The sequence below is a fragment of the Spirochaetota bacterium genome (genome assembly GCA_034190085.1).
In the GTDB taxonomy this organism is placed as follows: domain Bacteria; phylum Spirochaetota; class UBA4802; order UBA4802; family JAFGDQ01; genus JAXHTS01.
Genome location: JAXHTS010000068.1, coordinates 88092 through 106110, shown reverse-complemented (window position 1 = coordinate 106110; position 18019 = coordinate 88092). Strand labels below are relative to the sequence as shown.

Sequence of the window (18019 nt, the reverse complement as noted above, 5' to 3'; positions counted from 1 at the left end):
ACTCATGACAATTCATATTTAGCAAACACCGGCAATTCATTATTCAATCCTAAAATTATCCCAAGCTTTCAGAAGGGGATTTTACAAGTGAAGCACAAGAGCTGTTCCGTTCATCCTGTTTAACTTAATTGTAATTGTCAAGTGTACTGAATTTCAAGAATTATTCACCTCATAAGTTTTTTTAAGAAAAAACCGGCAAGGTTTTGCTGCCGGCTTTTTCATTTATAGGCGTTCAAAACATCTTCACAGAAGACTAATTTAGACTTATTGCGGCGTTAATGTAGGAGGTGTGCCCATTGCCCCACAGGGGTAATCATCCCACCCATCTGATGGGGGAATATCATCAGTGGAAGAGTTGGCATATATATTACGATAATGATAAGAGCTATAATTCAGTCTGATTCTCCAATCAGAATCACAACCACATCGCATGATGTAATATTCCTCGCTTTCATGCTTATATTTGGGGCTGCCGGCATATGCGCCAACTAAATTGAATACACCATCCACGCCGGATGTCCCGTCACTGGTTGCCACATAGCTGTTTGGTGGAGCAGCAATAACAGGACCTGAAACAGGGCTTGAAATAGAGGTACCTGTTAAATTGCCATACCCTGCAACAGGTGTAACACTATATCTTATATATTTTCCAATGTCATTTGACTCTAGTGTATAGGTGGTTGAACACCCCAATAATGTTTCACCCTTAGTGCATACCTTATCATCATATCTATACCACTCTTTAAGGGTAGCTCCCTCGGGATCTCCATCAGCATCCTGATATGTGTATTCAGGAGCTGTCAGGGTCTGGCCTGCCCAGAGCAATCCGCTTATCCTGCCCAAATTTAGCACAGTTGGAGTAGACAAATCTGAATCGTCCCAACAACTAGTTGTCCAATCACCAGAGGGAGGAGTGAAGGTATCTTGAACATCGTCAACTCTATACATCCTGTCGGGACCAGTATAGCCTTCATCTATCCACCATGTTGGATTTGGATATGGAGTTCGAGCCTCATCCCACGTGCACACACCTAAATAAATGTAATAGCCCTCAGTTCCATGTTTATACAGGGGTCTTCCATTTATAGGCCCATTTTCAGTATCCTCAAAATAACTTCCATTGCATTCGCCTATTGCGGCCCCACTGACGACGATCTCATTTTTAAAGGCTGCGGTGGGCTTAGCGTTTGCCGGAACAACTGCTGACACTGTAGATGTTGCTTCTGCAGCAGTCCCCTTATTCAAGGCAAACACTACATTGCCAGTAACCTCTGAAGCGGTATATATAATATCACCATTATCCTCTATGTTATCATTTCCACTGGCATCGCTTACAGTAACAATAACCCCTTGAACCTCTGCATCAACCAATGCCTGGGCCATTGTAGCAATGTTTGTGTCAATATCCTCTACTGGATTTAGAGATGGTAGCGAATCCAGCACCCCTTTTGCTGCATTTATTGTGCTATCCTCCGGAAGTGGATAATTCATAAATCCAGAGCTTTTGTCATCGTCTTTACACGCTCCAAATCCAATAATCACCTGTACAATGAGTAATTATAAACTCATTCTTAATAATTTGATCATAATTTATCTCTTCCATTTTATAATTACTTTATTTTAGGTAGCTATGTTCCAAAGCCGTTACTCATTAACATTATTTTGATTCAGTGATAAGTTGTCAATTACTTATCAAAGCGCCTCTGTAATCTCCTATAACCCTTCATGTTTTATTGTTTATCGGTTCGCGCCATAACCGAAACTTCTTTAATCTGTAGTAATGAGGTTTAACAGATACTCTCTTATAAAATTTAACGATCACCTCCCATAATTATTATTTCCTAAAGAAGATTGGTATATATTCAATATATTATACTAATAATATATGTAATAAAACATATGAGGTCAAGGCCTTGAAATCTGAAAGTGTGTGTTAATAAATTAATTGCCTAGGCTATCCAGATTAGCATAAGTAACAGGAAATGAAGGAAGGGATAAATGGGGAGAGACTCCCTTGATTGTGATTAACAGTTCATCTTTTCTCTCAAAGGCTTATCAGCAAGAAAAATCGTCTTTCTGAATATATATACAATGAATAATACAATTAAGGAGAAGGATTTTTTGCCCTAAAAAGGTGGTCTTGCAATTGATCTTTGGGCGGAAGACAAGGGAGTACTCATCAAAAGTAAGGTTGGATTAGAAAAAATAAATTGTATTTCACCAATTTTCCTGTTCAACATATTTAGGATTCTTGAATCATTCAATAAATCAAATGTTGTTTTCATTTCTTCTTTTTTTATTTTAGATCTTAATGAGATGAAAGAGCGCTTCAGGCGTCTGGTTAACAATTATTTAAAGAATACAGGACTGCTCTCGGAAAAGATGGCGCAAACCTTCTTGTCCTGGAAGCATAGCGGATTTAATATAGATAACTCGATCAGGATTATGGGGCATGACAATAGGGCAAGGGAATCACTCGCGCAGTATATCGCAATATGCCCGATCTCTCTAAAAAATCATTTATGAATCCTTTAAGGGAAAGGTGATTTTTAAGACGAAGTATAATGCGTATTTCAAGGAGTACCTGAAGGTTTATGATCCAGTTGAGTTTATCGGTCTTGCGGCACAGTACATTCCTATAAGGCGTATCAGGCTTATCAGGTATTTCGAGATTTATTCTTCAAAGAGCAGAGGCAAATGGCCGACGCTCTTCCGCACGTCCTGTGCGGCGTCGGCATTCGAACAGCCTGTTCAGCAGCACAATTGGGATCATGTAAAAAAACATATTAATCAAATCTCTGCTCGCGTACCTCAAACGTCTGCGGCTTTTTCAGGCAGGTGAGCGATGAGTTATGAGTGCGGCTAAAAATTGTGGGAAAATTCAACAATTAGATGCTGTCATTCTCGCGAATGCAGGAATCCACCTGCGTTATTATTTGAGATTCCTGCATTCGCAGGAATGACATAGAGGGTACTCTATTTCACATTTCCCATAGATTTTAGCCACGCTGATGTGTTATCAGTTGAATCCCCCCAATCTTACGGTGCAAATCCCCGATCTTACGGCACAAATCCCCGATCTTATGGTGCGAAATCCCAATCTTACGGTGTAAATCCCCAATCTTACGGTGTAAATCCCCGATCTTACGGTATAAATCCCCAATCTTAGGGTGTAAATCCCCGATCTTACGCCCGCAAAACCGCATCGGAATGTAAAATAAATACAAATGCAATCAGCTATGATAGTGTATCGCTTTCAGATTCCCCTTTTGCCTCACTCTTGCGCCTTGATCTGCGTAAATACTGACTCGCATACCCCTTGATTCTGGTTTCATCTCTCCAAAAGACAAACCGCCCAAATTCACGCACCTCGTCAACCGCCTCTTTTAAATGCGTATAGGCCTGATCCCTGATCTTTTTAGCCCCGCTGCTGTCAGCGCGCTCAGCGCTTGCGGCGCCCAGAAGATCAGACATCCCATCAGCCAATACAGCAGCCTTCTCCAGAAGAGCCATATCAAATTTAATAGCCTCTAATGCTTCCGGATGCTCTCTGCCAAGAACACTCAAATCATTTAAGTCCTGAATCATGTCAGCGTGCCCGGTGTCCTGCGCTATCTCGTCCACCCTTCCCAGTATGTCAGGCTGCTTTCTGTAGGCAAAGCGGAAGGTATGCAGAAGCTCATCTCTTAAATCATAGGCCAGAGGGGACTTCTCTGTCCACAGCCTTTCTGCCTCCTCGTGGCTGAACCTTGTTGTTATCCATCTGGATTGGGCCTCCCTGAGAGCGCCGCACCGCTTCTGCATATCTTCAACCAGTCCCCAGTCAAGCCCCCTGTCCGTTAATTCTTTTTTGTCCTCCTGACTCCAGTGAAAAAGGTTTTCAGCCTCCTGCAGGTATACATCAACAGGAATACCAGGCCTCCTGATCTCACTGTCCGGTATTGCCTGAATTGCCGCGAGTTTTTCATTATAATAATCCAAATTGCTCATGCTCTTGCTCCTTATTATAGTTTAAAACCCCTTCATAACAACATTTGGACTCGTGTTCACGTACATTTGCGCCTTTTTCAACGGTTCTCAATCTTAATTTAGTTTGAGTTTAAACTATATATATAATAATCCGATGTAACTATTCCCAAATTTTGTCATCAGTATACCCGCTTCTGTATTATTTAAGTCTTTCCGTGAATAATCCTATAGAATTCCTGTATAATTTCTCAAATTAGTTTAAAATTAGCTTGATATTTATGATTTTTAAAAGACCTCCGTTATTCCTATCAATTAATAATTAGCCCCAGTTCCCGCCAACCCTCACAAAAGAAGGCCAAATTTTCATAAATTAAGGTTTGCTAATTTCATAGGGTTGCATTTAGAAAAAAGGTTTACAGTGATTTATAAAAGTTACAAGAATATCTTGACGATTGGATAAAAGAATATATTGATGAAAGGCCACATACAGGCAAGTATTGTTACGGGAATAAGCCAATAAAAATATTTCTATATTCGAAGAAGATTGCTATAGAAAAGATGCTGGATAGCACACACCAGTTACCGCTTGACTTGTCCTTTCATCCGATAATACTTTTTCTAGGTTCATATGTTCTATATCAAACAAAGTCAGAAATTAAATTATAAATTTAGTTTTGCAACAAGTGTATTAAAACCTGCTCATTAAATAATATTGAATGAGCAGGTTTTAAACATGGAAATGTAGTTAATATAAAATAAATTAGTTACACCAATGAGTCACCTTATCCCACCAGTAATTACGGGCATTTAAGAAATAATTACACCAAACGCCTCCGCCAAGAGCCGCACAAAACAGCCACTGGTGCTCCATTGCATTATAAGCATCCATTGCACACCCACAATCATTAAAATTACAACAGTAATAATTGTACGGATCGCAGCATACACCATGTATATTACAACCGCTAGTACTAGTTCTATTATAAATACTCTCTTGTTCTGACATATTTGAGAAAATTTCATCAACATCAAATTTTGTAGCTTCCAGAATGCCGCTTATTTCATATTCAAGCGTTATTAAAACCGATTCTCCGCTTTTTGCGTATAATTCGCAATCTTTTATTTCTCCATTTTCAACAGATTGCAAATCTACTTTTTCCGATATAAATATCTCTCCGCTATCCATATAACTCACAAACGCTTCGTTTCTTTCGTTAACAATCGATAGAGCAACTTTTGCGCCATTTTCCAATTCTAGGTTTATACTTGTTATGTTATTCATACTAACTTTACTTGAATCTACAATTAAACTTTTCGCTGATGTTTTTACTACTTTTTGTTCGACCCTGTCGATCTGAACCATTGCGCTTACGTCCGTCTGCGCGCCTTCATCCGCCTTTGCATAATCTTCGTCTGGAATATACTCGTTGCAGGCAGTAAGCATTGTTAATATAAACAAAATTGGCAGTACTTTTTTCATTTTTTTCTCCTTAATTAAAATTAAACAATTTTTTACATAACCCGCATAATCCAAAATGAAAATATTAAGTAGGATTATAATTATTTATTATTCACCTCCTTTATAGTAAATTTTTGTAAACTAATTAACTAAAAAATGATACCGGTAATATATGGATTTTTCATGCTGGTGATACCCAAATATTTATCAGAAGAAACTATATTCTTTCTACTGCTTTTATTAGAAGCTGCGTTAAGAGTTCAGACCCCGTTAATAAAAGACATTCTAACAGGCAAAGTCTATAACCAATACTTTGTTGGCTTCTTTTCGTTTTCCGGTCATTCAATAACCAGCCATTCCTCATCTCGCATAGTATCTCTTAAATAATCATTATTGGCTGAGAAGACTCTAAGCCGCGCAAATCGAGAAGACAATTTACTATTAGTCCCTTCCAGCCAAGTAATCTTACGATATGATTTTATAGATAATTCCATTGCTATTATCTTTACAAGTTTGGGTTGATCACCTATCCCCCGCCTTAAAAGTATTGGTTTACGTCCTTTGCCTTGCCATTCATCTGGAAGTAACGGTTTATTATCTATTGTCCAGACTCATGTATTTGGTTTAATTCCAACTGCATAAGTCAATCCTTCTGATCTAATAGCATCTCGAAAATCAGTAATATCAAGATAACCTGCATCTGCTGATACTTTACTGATTGGAATATTTGATCGCTTTGCTCTTCTGATCTGCTCTAATGCAATGTTAGGTTTTGTCTGAAAATAAATATCCTCGGGAATACCTGCTTTTTTACACCGTTGTGAATCATCTGCCCATTCTTTTAGTATATATAATCTATAATCAATTAGTATGCTGCCTTTTTCAGTAGCTAATGAAAGACTTACTGCTACCTGACAATTCACTTGTTTGCCTAATTGACGACAGTATTGTCGACTTACACCAACTGAATGGATTCCTTTTTTAGGAATATAGCTATCATCAATAACCCAATAAAACTATTCCCAGTTGACAACCAGGGCATTACTCCCTGAAACACTAATGATAGTACCGATTGATCTGACCAATCTGACTTAGCTATAAAGTGATGTAATGATTGATGTTTTGCTTGTACATTATAGGGATCGCTATATGCTGCTAGCGGTTCTATACTTTTTTGTTCAATTGGTAACATTAAACCTTTACAATAATCGATCAATCCTGTTGCCCGATCTGCATGCCCTAATCCCTTGCATAAAAATTCAAGATATTGTTGAAATTCATCGTATTTTTCCTTATTCTGATCTTGCCTTATGATAGTTAATAGTCTTATTGGTAATTTCATGATTTTTTATGACAAAGTAGGATTAAAGGCTATCTCTATATTGTTTTATATAGTTGTTTTATTAATGCAGTTTTGAAGTCATTAGACAATTCCTTTGTCATGATAATCTGATTAATAATACTCCCGATTGTAGAAGCAATTTTATAGGGATCATCCCCCTTTGCATAAAAAAGATCCTCAAACATGGCCCATAATTTATAATAATCATAAAAGGATTTCCCCCTGGCAGTAATCTCATAATTTTCTTTATCAAGCTCTTCAACAATAGACTGAGCGATATGGGGAATGAAGCGATGAGTAATGTTATTATTAGATTCATATTCAAGGCATCTTTCAATTACCTCTTTCGGTTGTTCCATTAGTAATCCTCCCTCTTGTCTTTTTTGCATTTTTAGCCTCCTGCTTTTATAATTGTTAATTGAACATGCATATCTATAATTTGATGCATTGTTCTCATAGTTTGGAAATAATTACTTTGTATTTTTTACTAAAAAATATGTTTTGTTGGGTAATTAAAAAAATGTACTCTCTTTTTTTTCTCCTGAACTCTATAGAATATCAATTAATCATTTTATAACTATAGGATCAGCAATGTGGATATGACTTGTTGTTTAATCAGATTTTTCTATTTTTAAGTATTTTAAACATACAACATCTTTTTTTGTTGGTCAATCGATATGTTATAAACGCTACTTTTTACCTAATAATCGCTACCTAAATCTAAATGAACTTCATATAAGAGGAAATAGTGCTTGACTGTTTTTGTAATAGAGTGATTGACTTATAAGTTAACCTTGAGTTCATCCTTTTATGCCTTATAGCTAGTAAGATTATTACCCTTGATTAAGGGATGTGCTTATTATCATAATAGACAACTGTTGCTAAATTATAAAATGCATGATTATAAATTGTGATCAAATACTCTATTGGTAGAAGAGGAAGTCATTCAGTTTGAATCTAGGATTATATGAATTTTAAATAAAAAAGTATAATATAGATTTCAGAAAAATAAAAATGATAAATCTTCAAGGTTATAAATCCTCAGAGGAAATTGTTAAGAATACTAAAACAGCACTTTATCGAGGTTTCAGGAATTATGATAAAAAATCAGTTCTTATAAAAACACCTACAAGCGAATATCCAAGCATCAAGGATATCAATAGACTAATAAATGAGTTTATAATAACTGAAAACCTTAACATTGAAGGTGTAGTTCGGGCCATTGCTCTTGAGAATTATAACAATATTCATGCAATAATATTTGATGATTTTATTGGCATTCCACTTAGATGCTTGATCTATAGCAATAGAATAAACATTGATCTTTTTCTTCAAATTGCCATTAAGCTAACAGAAATCCTATCGGAGATTCATAATAATAATATAATCCACTGCGGAATAAACCCAGATAATATCCTCATCTCCCCAATCTCTGAAATAAATGAAATAGAAGATCTTCAGGTTAAAATTACCGGCTTTGGGAATGCGTATCACAGCTTACAAGAAGATCAACAGATTACTACCTCCCCTAGCCTCTATGACACTTTTTTAGAATATATATCTCCAGAACAGACCGGACGCATCAACAGGGTAATTGATTATAGGTCTGATTTGTACTCTCTTGGCATTACCCTCTATGAAATGCTCATGAATGATGTTCCCTTTAATTCCGATGACACCCTTCAACTCATTCACTGCCAAATCGCACAAAAGCCTATTGAGCCAAAAACGATTAACAAGAATATCCCTGAGGTGATCTCTGATATTACTATAAAATTGCTGTCGAAAAAACCTGAAGAGAGGTATCAGAGCGCCAAGGGCTTGAGGATGGATTTAAAAAAATGCCAAAGCCAATTTGAAAAAGCAGGGGTGATTAAACCATTTACTCTGGGTTTGAAGGATGTCAGCAAAAGACTACTGATTTCTGATAAAATCTTTGGTAGGGATAAAGAAATCGAACTCCTAATGCAGGCTTTTGATAGGGTATGCAATCCCCAATTATTCCTTCATAATAATGTAGAGCGGAAGGGCGCTGGTTTGTCGTTAGTTACAGGACAAGCAGGTATCGGCAAGACTGCGTTAATAAACAAGATGCATAAACCTGTAGTGTCGAAGAGTGGATATTTCATCTCCAGTAAACATGAGCAATTCACAAGAGATATCCCTTACAGCGCTATTATTCAGGCTTTTAGATTGTTAATAAAGCAAGTTTTGTCTGAAAGCAGCGAGGAGATGCAGTCGTTACGCGAAAAGATTTTGGAAAACCTAAACCCAAATGCTCAAATTTTAATAGATGTAATACCAGAATTAGAACTAATTATCGGCAAGCAACAAGCGGTTGCTGACGTTGGGCCAAGGGAGGCCCAAAACAGGTTTAATATATATTTTCGAAAATTTGTTGGAATATTTGCTATTAAAGAGCATCCCCTAGTCCTATTCATAGATGACCTTCAATGGGCAGACCCAGCCAGCCTTAACCTGATAAGGGTGCTTGTAACTGATAGGGAAATACAATATCTATTAATAATCGGTGCTTACAGAGAGGGTGAAGTATGCAAATCTCATCCCTTATCCTCTATGCTGGAAGAGATAGAAAAGGAAGGAATACACATTACTGACATCCAACTGATGCCATTGGATGTCATAGATGTTAATCACATGATTGCACATATGTTTAATTGTGAGAGGGAGAGGGCGTTACTCCTATCAGCTTCTGCCCATGAGAAGACAAATGGAAATCCCTTTTTTGTTATTCAATTCATAAAAACTCTCTATAATGAAAAGATGTTAATGTTCAATCATGCTTCAGGATGGTCATGGGATATAGAAAAGATCAATCAGATCCAGGTTACAGATAATGTTGTAGAATTTTTGACAAATAAGATTACAAAATTATCGGGAAACACACAGCGCATATTGAAGATATGCGCCTGCATTGGCAGCAGTTTTGAAATAGGCCTTCTGTCAACAGTAATTACCTTGACTGTTGAAAAGACACTTTCAGCGCTTTCAGAATCGGTTGATGAAGGACTAATTGGTCTCGCAGGAAATGTATATAGATTTAACCATGATCGGATTCAAGAAGCTGTCTATTCTATTATCCCTGATGAGGAGAGGATTCGTCTGCATTTTATGATAGGTAAGTTCCTGTTAGAGAAGGCAACCGGAGAAAAGGTAGAGGAGAATATTTATTATATTGTAAACAAGCTTAATCATGGAATTACCCAGATAGTGAATCAAGATGAGATGAATGATTTGGCAAAGTTAAATCTCATGGCTGGTGAAAAGGCAAAGGAATCTACAGCCTATAGTGCAGCAGTACATTATTTAAGGACCGGGATGGAGCTTCTGCCAGAGGATTGCTGGGATAGCAATTATTATCTGGCATATTCTATTCTAAAGGAGAGAGCGGAATGTGAGTATCTTTCAGGAAATTTTGATGAGGCTGAAAACATATTTAATATAATAATTCACAATGCCAGAACAGATGTTGATAAAGCAAATGTTTATAATATGATGATAGTATTATGTACTAACAAAGGCGAGATTCAGGAAGCAATCAAATTGGGTATAGAGGGACTTAAAATGTTCGGTGTGAAGATTCAGATTCAACCAACAAATTTTGCAATCTATAAAGAATTACTGAAGCTAAAGTTAAGGTTAAGGGGAAGAGAGATTGAAGACTTAATCAATCTCAAGGACTTGCATGATCCTGAGCAATTATCAATTGTTAATCTAATAGGTAATATCGGCACCCCAGCACATTATTCTAATCCAAAAATGTCAGCCTATCTGGGACTGAAGAGCATAAATGATATTTATTTGAAATATGGAAATACAGCCTTCTCCTCCTTTGCGTATATTTATCTAAGCGCTCTTATAGGATCATATCTTGGTGAATATGAATTGGGTAATAAATTCGGTAGGCTTGCATTGGATTTAAGCGAAAAGTACAATAACAAAAAAATCAAATGTAAAACGGATTTTTGTTTTGCATATTTTATTCAACACTGGATCGGGCATGCAAGAGAGGGTATCAAATATTTTGTTAGCGCTTATGAGCTTGGCATAGAGTCGGGGGATCTTATTTATGCGGGACACAGTATAAATATTATGACACTATATCGCTTTATTATGGGAGATAATCTGGATGATATTTTTCATGAATACACCAAATATGAAGATTTCTTAAGAAACACAAAAGATCCATTTATTATTTTTAGATATATTGACAACGTTCATATATATTTAAATTTGAAGGGTTTAGCGGCCGATAAAAACAGTTTTATCCATGGCGATTATAACAAGAATCAACAGCTAAACATCATAAGAGAAGGCAATAATGTTGTTGAAATTGTTCAGCAACTCATTAATCGGATAATAACCCTATTCCTCTTTGAAAAATATCTGGAATGCTATAAACTAAGTAAGGAATTGGATAAAATTCCAGAGGTTGGGACACTATTTGTTGCAGAGCATATCTTCTATTATTCCTTAACCATTTCACCTCTCCTCCTTGACGCTAGTTACACTGAAAAGAATAAATATTGGAGAATATTAAAGAAGAATCAAAGGAAGATGAAAAGATGGGCCAACATCTGTCCGGAGAATTTTCTTCACAAATATCTTTTACTATCTGGAGAGATTTCTCGTATAAGTAAAAGGAACGAAGAGGCAATGAGCTTATATGATGAGGCTATTGCATCAGCACATGATAATGGATACACTCAAAATGAAGCCATTGCATGTGAGGTGGCCGCAAAATTTTATTTATCAATCGGAAGAGAGAAAATAGCGAGAACATATATGCAGGAAGCTTATAATCTATACAAAAAATGGGGAGCTACCGCAAAGACAGAACAGCTTGAAGAGGTATATTCATCGCTTCTATATAAGCATGGCGGTATAATCCCGACATGGGAGGATAGAGGAGAATCGACTGACATCAATGATTCAACAATACTGGATTTTAACACAATGCTTGATGTTATTCAAGCTATATCAAGAGAGATACATCTTGACAAACTCCTCAAGATAATAATGAAGGCAGCTCTTCAGAATTCAGGGGCGCGTAAGGTCTTTCTCATAAAGGAGAGGGATAACGCATTATTCATTTTAGCGGAAGGTAGAATTATTAGCAAAGGGATGCATCATGATATATATACAAGCATTTCGAATTCTATTCCAATTGAATCTAGCGAAGAGCTTTCATCATCAATTGTAAATTATGTTGCACGAACCGGATATGATGTGGCTCTAAATAACGCAAGCAATGAAGGTATATTTATTGATGATCCATATATTATAAAAAATAGCGCAAAATCAATCCTCTGTACACCTATAAAACACTACGGCAGAATCATAACAATTGTCTATCTCGAAAATGATTTAGCAACTGACATCTTCACAACCGAGAGAATCGATGTCCTCAAACTCCTGCTAACACAGGCTGCAATATCCATTGAGAATGCGCAGCTTTACAGAGAACAGGAGATAGCTCTTGAAAAACTGCATAGGCTCGACAAGCTGAAGGACAAGTTAATAAGACAATATGAGGAATCAAAATATAGAATTTTACAGGAGAGGATGAATCCCCATTTTCTCTTTAATGCCATTCACACTATCCATGCCCTAATTCATAAGGATGTGGAAGTGGCGGATAGGGCGATGATTGTGCTGGCAGAGATATATCATTTTTTAATGGATAAATCCTTTAACTCACTTATTACTTTTGAAGAGGAATGGCAGTTTGTTATACATTATCTGGAGTTTGAGAAGCTTCGTTTTTCAGATACCCTCTCATTTGAAACATCTAAAGCCGGAAATTTTAGTGATGTTTTCATCCCTCCACTTATTCTTCAGCCTATAGTAGGGAATTCAATCAAACATGGATTACGACAGAAGATAGGACCTGGTTTTGTGAAGGTATACGCTACGAGATATAATGATATTGTAAGCGTTGAGATATTGGATAATGGCACAGGATTAAAGACTGATGACATCTACTCCCGAAGCTTAGGCAATATCAAGGCTCGTTTGAAATATCATTTTGAGGAATCGGATTTAAGGTTGCGGAACAATCAGGATGGTGGAGTAATTGCGTCAATCTATTTCCGACCTTGTACAGGCATCAGAGGATGAAAGAGGTTAATAACATTTCTGTTGTGCTTGCTGAAGATGAGCAGCCTGCTAGAGAATTGTTAATCAAATATATTCTTGATAGGCCGGAACTCACTTTAGAGGATATAGCCCGTAATGGTGAAGAGGCTTTGGAACTACTCTCTTCAAAGTGGTATGATTTATTATTTCTGGACATAAATCTACCAATTTTATCCGGTATTGAGGTTATAGAGAGACTCGATTATTCCCCCTATGTGATCTTTACAACGGCATATGATAAATATGCTATCAAGGCCTTTGATATTGGAGCCATTGACTATTTACTTAAACCCTTTGATAAGAAGAGATTTAATCAGGCTGTTGACAAAGCAATATCTATTATTAAAGACAAAAAAACCTTCAACCTCCCTCATAAGTTGGGTTTATATTTTAAAGAGAATGAGAATCATTATATATTGCCATTTGATGAAATTATATACCTCTCCTCCCATGCGTCTCATACGATTGTTAATACTGAGGAGAGATCTTTTGAAACTGCACAGCTATTAAAGGAGATTGGGAAAAAGCTTCCAGAGAATTTGTTTGTTCGTATTCATAAACAATATATTGTAAACCTACAATTTGTTTCTCATATTCAGTATGTTATAGGGGGACAGTATATGGTGTATCTTAAGGATGAAAACGAAACGACCCTGCCAGTTGGACGAAAATTTGCCACTACTTTTAAGGAAAAATTGAAAATTTGAAGAACTCACTAGTAAAATCCACTAGCATCGTTGCCCTCTCGACACTATTTAGTCGAATTACAGGTTTTATCAGAGATATGATAATCGCTGATTGTTTTGGCGCATCCGGCAAGCTGGATGGCTTCTTCATAGCCTTTAGAATACCCAATCTATTAAGAAGGCTTGTGGCAGAGGGAGCGCTTACAATATCCTTCATACCAATTTATACTGAGTATTTAACAAAGAGGGACCATAAAGAGGCCCTGGAACTGGCTCAGAAGACCTTAAGTATACTTATACTGATATTGATAGTATTTACTGTTATAGGGGAGATATTCTCTCCGGCTATTGTAAAGCTCTTCGCTTATGGCTTCACTGACTCAGCTAGGATTGGTTTAACAGTGTTTTTAAACAGGATATTATTCCCATATATCTTCCTCGTTGGACTTGTGGCATTTTCAATGGGTGTATTAAATTCTCACGGACGCTTCTTCTCGCCAGCGTTTGCGCCTGTGCTTCTAAACGTTGGATTTATAATTGGTGCTATCTACTTTAGCAGATTCTTCAACGAACCCCTTTATGGACTAGCCATAGGGGTGCTCTTTGGAGGGTTGCTGCAGGTGCTTTTACAGATTCCTTATTTGATAAATACAGGGTTTAGGATAAAATTTTCAGTAGATTTGAAACATCCTGGCATAAGAAGGATATTCAGAATGATCACACCAGCGCTCTTTGGGATTGCGGTATATCAGATAAATATCCTGATGAGTACAATACTAGCTTCAATGCTCGCGCCTGGAAGCATATCCTATCTCTATTACTCTGACAGATTGACGGAGATCGTTTTAGGCGTCTTTATCTTTTCAATTAGCAATGTTATTTTGCCGGAGATGTCAAACTTTTCTGCTAACAATGACCTTGAGAGGCTTAAGAGTCTATACATAATCGCTGTGAAGGCCTCCCTTTTTCTTGCAATACCAGCCAGCATCGCGATGATGACAGTTGGCACCCCAATCATATCCACACTTTTTATGAGGGGTGAGTTTACGCCACTCCATGTGAGTTTGACATATAAAGCCCTCCTTTACGCCAGCATAGGCGTCACATCAATATCCATCTTAAGGATAACTACTCCAGCATTTTACTCACTAAAGGACACAAAAACGCCTGTAATTACATCTGCAATCGCATTTATTCTGAATATTGTCCTAGGATATCTGCTTATGCAAACAAGCCTCAAGCATGCTGGACTCTCCCTTGCCAACTCCATTTCTGTTACAGTTCAAACAATAATTCTTGTAGGATGGCTGCAGAGAAGGATAGGCATTCTTTCTATTGAATCGTTAATACTTCCTGTAATCAAGTATATTGCCTCGGGATTAGTGATGGCATATATAATCTGGAACATTTCAGGTTTTGTTGACTGGTTTAACGATCCTTTTGCTAAGAGATTACTATTCTTGCTCTTAATAGTAATTGTTGGTGGAACAACATATCTCCTAATCTGTATTGTTGCTGGAGTAAAGGAGATTTCATTAGTAAGGGATAAGCTTTATAAAATATCAAAGGCTACTTTCTCCAAAAGGCGGGAGTAAAAATAATTAGAATGGTATAGACCTCCAGCCTTCCTACTAACATGGCGAAGCATAGGACACCCTTTACATAATCTGGGAAAAAGGCATAATTTTCCGTTGGCCCTATTTTCCCAAAGCCTGGCCCAATATTACCAACAGTAGCAAGAGCGGTGGCAAGTGAGGTTAGAACATCCTGCTTGGATGAAGCAACTACTAATGCTACGAGGAGCAGCAAAAATATGTAGAGGAAGAAGAAGCTGGATATTGCGTGTACAATATCCTTTTTTATTGTATTCCCACTTATCTTGAGTATAAAGATTCCTCTGGGATGGAGGAGGTATTTCATTTCTAATAATCCCTGCTTAAAGAGTGTGATAATTCTGATAACCTTTATCCCACCCCCTGTTGAGCCTGAGCAACCTCCTATAAACATTAGAATAAATAGGATCGCTTGTGTCATAAATGGCCACTTCTCATAATCCGCTGTAGCATAACCGGTGGTAGTTAGGATGCTAGCAACTTGAAAGCTGGCATATCTTAGACTTTGACCAATAGAGTTGCAGAAATTTCCATATAAATCGTAGGTAATAAAGATACTCGAACACACAAATATGAGTATATAGGCCTTGAATTCTGTATTTTTTAAAAGAAATCCAATTCTTCCTGTTATCATATGATAGTGAAGGATAAAATTGATGCCAGCCATAATCATAAAAAAAGTAATAATGGCATCGATATAGGTTGAATTGTAATGACCTACGCTGCTATTCTTTGGTGAAAAGCCTCCGGTAGCTAGGGTTCCGAAGGTATGTGTCATAGCATCAAAAAGATCGAGCCCCCCTATCATTAAGAGAATGATTTCAGCGATTGTAAATCCTAAATAGATGTACCAGAGTATCTTGGCTGTTTCAGCTATTCGCGGGGTAATTTTATCAATGGTTGGGCCAGGCGCCTCTGCTTTTATAAGCTGCAACCCACCTATTCCCAATAGGGGCAAAATGGCTACAGCTAATACAACGATTCCCATACCCCCTAACCAGTGTGTTAATGAACGCCATAGGAGTATAGATTTTGGCAAACTCTCGATATTTGTTAATATTGATGCCCCAGTAGTTGTAAATCCTGAGATGGTCTCAAAGGCTGCATCAGCAAAGTTAGGGATATTGCCTGAGATATAGAATGGGATAGCGCCAAAGAGTGATGCGCATATCCAGCTTAATGCCACAAGAAGAAAGCCATCCTTTATCGAGAGCATCTCCCTCCTCTCATTCCTGGACAATGCCAGGGCGACTAATGAGATTATGAAAATTACTCCCATTGTAGATAAAAAGCACTTAGCTTCATGTATTTCATTATAGTATAATGCTATGAAAGTAGGGATTAGCATAAAAAGGGAGATGATAATTAGCAGTAATGCTATTACTCTTAATATTGATTTTAAATTCATTGATGACTTGTAAAAATATCCTCAACCTTAGAGATTGACTCTTGAGGTGTAATAATTATGATATCATCCCCATTCTGAATGACAAAGTCTCCACCAGGAATATAGTTATCCCTTCCCCTTGAAACTGATACAATTAGCGTGTTTTCTGGTATTTTTAATTCCTTAATGGCTTTCCCATTTTCAAAGCTTGAGTTCTCAAGTGAAAACTCAATAACCTCCGCTTTGCCGCCAAAGATGCTATGTATAGTCTTAATGTTGCCTTTTCTGATTACCTTTAAAATTGTATCTACTGAACTGTTCTTAGGGCTAATAGTGGCATCAATTCCAAGATTAGAGGCTATTGTAAGGTAGTTTGTTTTGGTGACAATCGGTATGGCTCTCTTGATCCCCAATGTTTTAGCATATATTGCAGCCAGAATATTAAGTTCCTGATTGTTTGTTGTAGTAATGATCAGATCATATGAGTGTAGCTGTTCATCTTCAAAGATATCCTCATCGGAAATGTCGCCATTAATGACTAAGGCTTCCGGAAAGTCCTCTGCAAGCTCAATACAGTTCCGGGTATTTGAATCAATGATCTTAACATTTCTCTTCTGTTTGATTAAATATGCGGCCACATATTTGCCGATTCTCCCTCCCCCCACAATGATCACATTCTTTATCTCAGTCTTAGATCTGCCAACCTTGGCGAACACTTCCTCCAATTTTTTTTTTGTCGCGAAGAGATAGACATTATCGTTTTCTCTTATAATGGTTTTTCCAGAGGGGATAATGATATTCTCTTGTCGTGAGATGCAACCAATTAAAAAATCCTCCTTTAAGCTCTTTTTAATATCCTTGAGTGCCCTATTCTTCAGTTGAGAATGCTCATCAATAAAAATATTTCTCATCTGAATGTCAGTTTTTTCAAAGAGCATGATGTCGCTTGACGCGCCATATTCCACTGTATTGGCAATCACCTTTGCCGCTTCAACCTCAGGATTAACAATGCAGTCAATCCCAAGAAAGGATTTCTCAAATATTTTTGCCCTGGAATAATCCAGATTTCGAACTCTCGCGATCTTATAGGGACGCTCAAATTCGGAGGAGACTAAACCACAGGCAATCATATTGACTTCATCTGAATTAGTGACGCTGATAAAGTAATCCGCTTTGCTTATCCCAGCCTCCTTTAAAATCTCTATGTTGTTCCCTTCCGCCTGTAAGACAATACAATCTAGATGATTTGAGGCATACTTGACTCTTTCAGAGTCCTGCTCAATGATGACAACATCCTTGTTCTCAGCTATTAGTTGCTCAGCTATTTGAAAACCTACCTCGCCGGCGCCAACAATTACTATTTTCATTATTAAAACTGATTAAAATAACCTTTTCTTCAATAAT

Annotated in this window: 13 protein-coding genes; 4 read left to right on the top strand and 9 right to left on the bottom strand. The window is 37.2% G+C overall.

Features of this window, described 5'->3' with window-relative positions:
• Nucleotides 1–264 precede the first annotated feature (264 nt).
• Nucleotides 265–1491 carry a hypothetical protein gene (locus SVZ03_13670; GenBank protein ID MDY6935257.1) on the bottom strand — a complete coding sequence of 409 codons (1227 nt, stop codon included), beginning with the start codon at nucleotides 1489–1491 and terminating at the stop codon, nucleotides 265–267.
• Nucleotides 1492–2316: 825 nt separating this feature from the next.
• Here SVZ03_13670 and SVZ03_13665 point away from each other — a divergent pair.
• On the top strand, nucleotides 2317–2526 hold the full coding sequence (locus tag SVZ03_13665; protein ID MDY6935256.1) for a hypothetical protein: 210 nt from the start codon (nucleotides 2317–2319) through the stop codon (nucleotides 2524–2526).
• A gap of 473 nt (nucleotides 2527–2999) precedes the next feature.
• Here SVZ03_13665 and SVZ03_13660 read toward each other — a convergent pair whose 3' ends face one another.
• From SVZ03_13660 to SVZ03_13635, 6 genes are all read right to left on the bottom strand, one after another.
• Entirely contained in the window at nucleotides 3000–3227 is a 228-nt protein-coding gene (locus tag SVZ03_13660; GenBank protein MDY6935255.1) for a hypothetical protein, read from the bottom strand.
• A 10-nt stretch (nucleotides 3228–3237) separates the two neighbouring features.
• The gene (locus SVZ03_13655) at nucleotides 3238–3990 is read right to left on the bottom strand and encodes a hypothetical protein (protein MDY6935254.1); all 753 of its coding nucleotides are present in this window, start codon (nucleotides 3988–3990) and stop codon (nucleotides 3238–3240) included.
• A 739-nt stretch (nucleotides 3991–4729) separates the two neighbouring features.
• Nucleotides 4730–5449: a hypothetical protein gene (locus tag SVZ03_13650; protein ID MDY6935253.1), complete on the bottom strand. Its 720-nt coding sequence runs from the start codon at nucleotides 5447–5449 to the stop codon at nucleotides 4730–4732.
• A gap of 590 nt (nucleotides 5450–6039) precedes the next feature.
• Entirely contained in the window at nucleotides 6040–6402 is a 363-nt protein-coding gene (locus SVZ03_13645) for a transposase (GenBank protein MDY6935252.1), read from the bottom strand.
• Nucleotides 6384–6770 (bottom strand): transposase, encoded by a 387-nt coding sequence (locus tag SVZ03_13640; GenBank protein ID MDY6935251.1) that lies wholly within the window; start codon nucleotides 6768–6770, stop codon nucleotides 6384–6386. The genes SVZ03_13645 and SVZ03_13640 overlap by 19 nt, the downstream gene beginning before the upstream one ends.
• Before the next feature lie 35 nt (nucleotides 6771–6805).
• Nucleotides 6806–7159 carry a hypothetical protein gene (locus tag SVZ03_13635; protein ID MDY6935250.1) on the bottom strand — a complete coding sequence of 118 codons (354 nt, stop codon included), beginning with the start codon at nucleotides 7157–7159 and terminating at the stop codon, nucleotides 6806–6808.
• A 625-nt stretch (nucleotides 7160–7784) separates the two neighbouring features.
• On the opposite strand from SVZ03_13635, the gene SVZ03_13630 reads away from it, so the two are divergent.
• Genes SVZ03_13630 through murJ form a run of 3 tightly spaced genes read left to right on the top strand, consistent with a single transcriptional unit; the run spans nucleotide 7785 to nucleotide 15210 of the window.
• Nucleotides 7785–12911 (top strand): AAA family ATPase, encoded by a 5127-nt coding sequence (locus SVZ03_13630; protein MDY6935249.1) that lies wholly within the window; start codon nucleotides 7785–7787, stop codon nucleotides 12909–12911.
• Nucleotides 12908–13636 (top strand): LytTR family DNA-binding domain-containing protein, encoded by a 729-nt coding sequence (locus SVZ03_13625; GenBank protein ID MDY6935248.1) that lies wholly within the window; start codon nucleotides 12908–12910, stop codon nucleotides 13634–13636. The genes SVZ03_13630 and SVZ03_13625 overlap by 4 nt, the downstream gene beginning before the upstream one ends.
• The gene (gene murJ / locus SVZ03_13620) at nucleotides 13633–15210 is read left to right on the top strand and encodes a murein biosynthesis integral membrane protein MurJ (protein MDY6935247.1); all 1578 of its coding nucleotides are present in this window, start codon (nucleotides 13633–13635) and stop codon (nucleotides 15208–15210) included. Before SVZ03_13625 ends, murJ begins: the two co-directional genes overlap by 4 nt.
• On the opposite strand, the gene SVZ03_13615 is transcribed toward murJ, so the two are convergent.
• Nucleotides 15185–16636 carry a TrkH family potassium uptake protein gene (locus SVZ03_13615; protein MDY6935246.1) on the bottom strand — a complete coding sequence of 484 codons (1452 nt, stop codon included), beginning with the start codon at nucleotides 16634–16636 and terminating at the stop codon, nucleotides 15185–15187. The two genes, murJ and SVZ03_13615, sit on opposite strands and share 26 nt — an antisense overlap.
• On the bottom strand, nucleotides 16633–17982 hold the full coding sequence (trkA, locus tag SVZ03_13610) for a Trk system potassium transporter TrkA (GenBank protein ID MDY6935245.1): 1350 nt from the start codon (nucleotides 17980–17982) through the stop codon (nucleotides 16633–16635). The genes SVZ03_13615 and trkA overlap by 4 nt, the downstream gene beginning before the upstream one ends.
• Nucleotides 17983–18019: the final 37 nt, after the last annotated feature.

Excerpts from the sequence above, each read along its gene's own strand:
- SVZ03_13665 (MDY6935256.1), top strand. The coding sequence starts at position 2,317 with ATGAAAGAGCGCTTCAGGCGTCTGGTTAACAATTATTTAAAGAATACA.
- SVZ03_13670 (MDY6935257.1), bottom strand. The coding sequence starts at position 1,491 with ATGAATTATCCACTTCCGGAGGATAGCACAATAAATGCAGCAAAAGGG.
- SVZ03_13635 (MDY6935250.1), bottom strand. The coding sequence starts at position 7,159 with ATGCAAAAAAGACAAGAGGGAGGATTACTAATGGAACAACCGAAAGAG.
- SVZ03_13625 (MDY6935248.1), top strand. The coding sequence starts at position 12,908 with ATGAAAGAGGTTAATAACATTTCTGTTGTGCTTGCTGAAGATGAGCAG.
- SVZ03_13615 (MDY6935246.1), bottom strand. The coding sequence starts at position 16,636 with ATGAATTTAAAATCAATATTAAGAGTAATAGCATTACTGCTAATTATC.
- SVZ03_13650 (MDY6935253.1), bottom strand. The coding sequence starts at position 5,449 with ATGAAAAAAGTACTGCCAATTTTGTTTATATTAACAATGCTTACTGCC.
- SVZ03_13655 (MDY6935254.1), bottom strand. The coding sequence starts at position 3,990 with ATGAGCAATTTGGATTATTATAATGAAAAACTCGCGGCAATTCAGGCA.
- SVZ03_13630 (MDY6935249.1), top strand. The coding sequence starts at position 7,785 with ATGATAAATCTTCAAGGTTATAAATCCTCAGAGGAAATTGTTAAGAAT.
- SVZ03_13640 (MDY6935251.1), bottom strand. The coding sequence starts at position 6,770 with ATGAAATTACCAATAAGACTATTAACTATCATAAGGCAAGATCAGAAT.
- trkA (MDY6935245.1), bottom strand. The coding sequence starts at position 17,982 with ATGAAAATAGTAATTGTTGGCGCCGGCGAGGTAGGTTTTCAAATAGCT.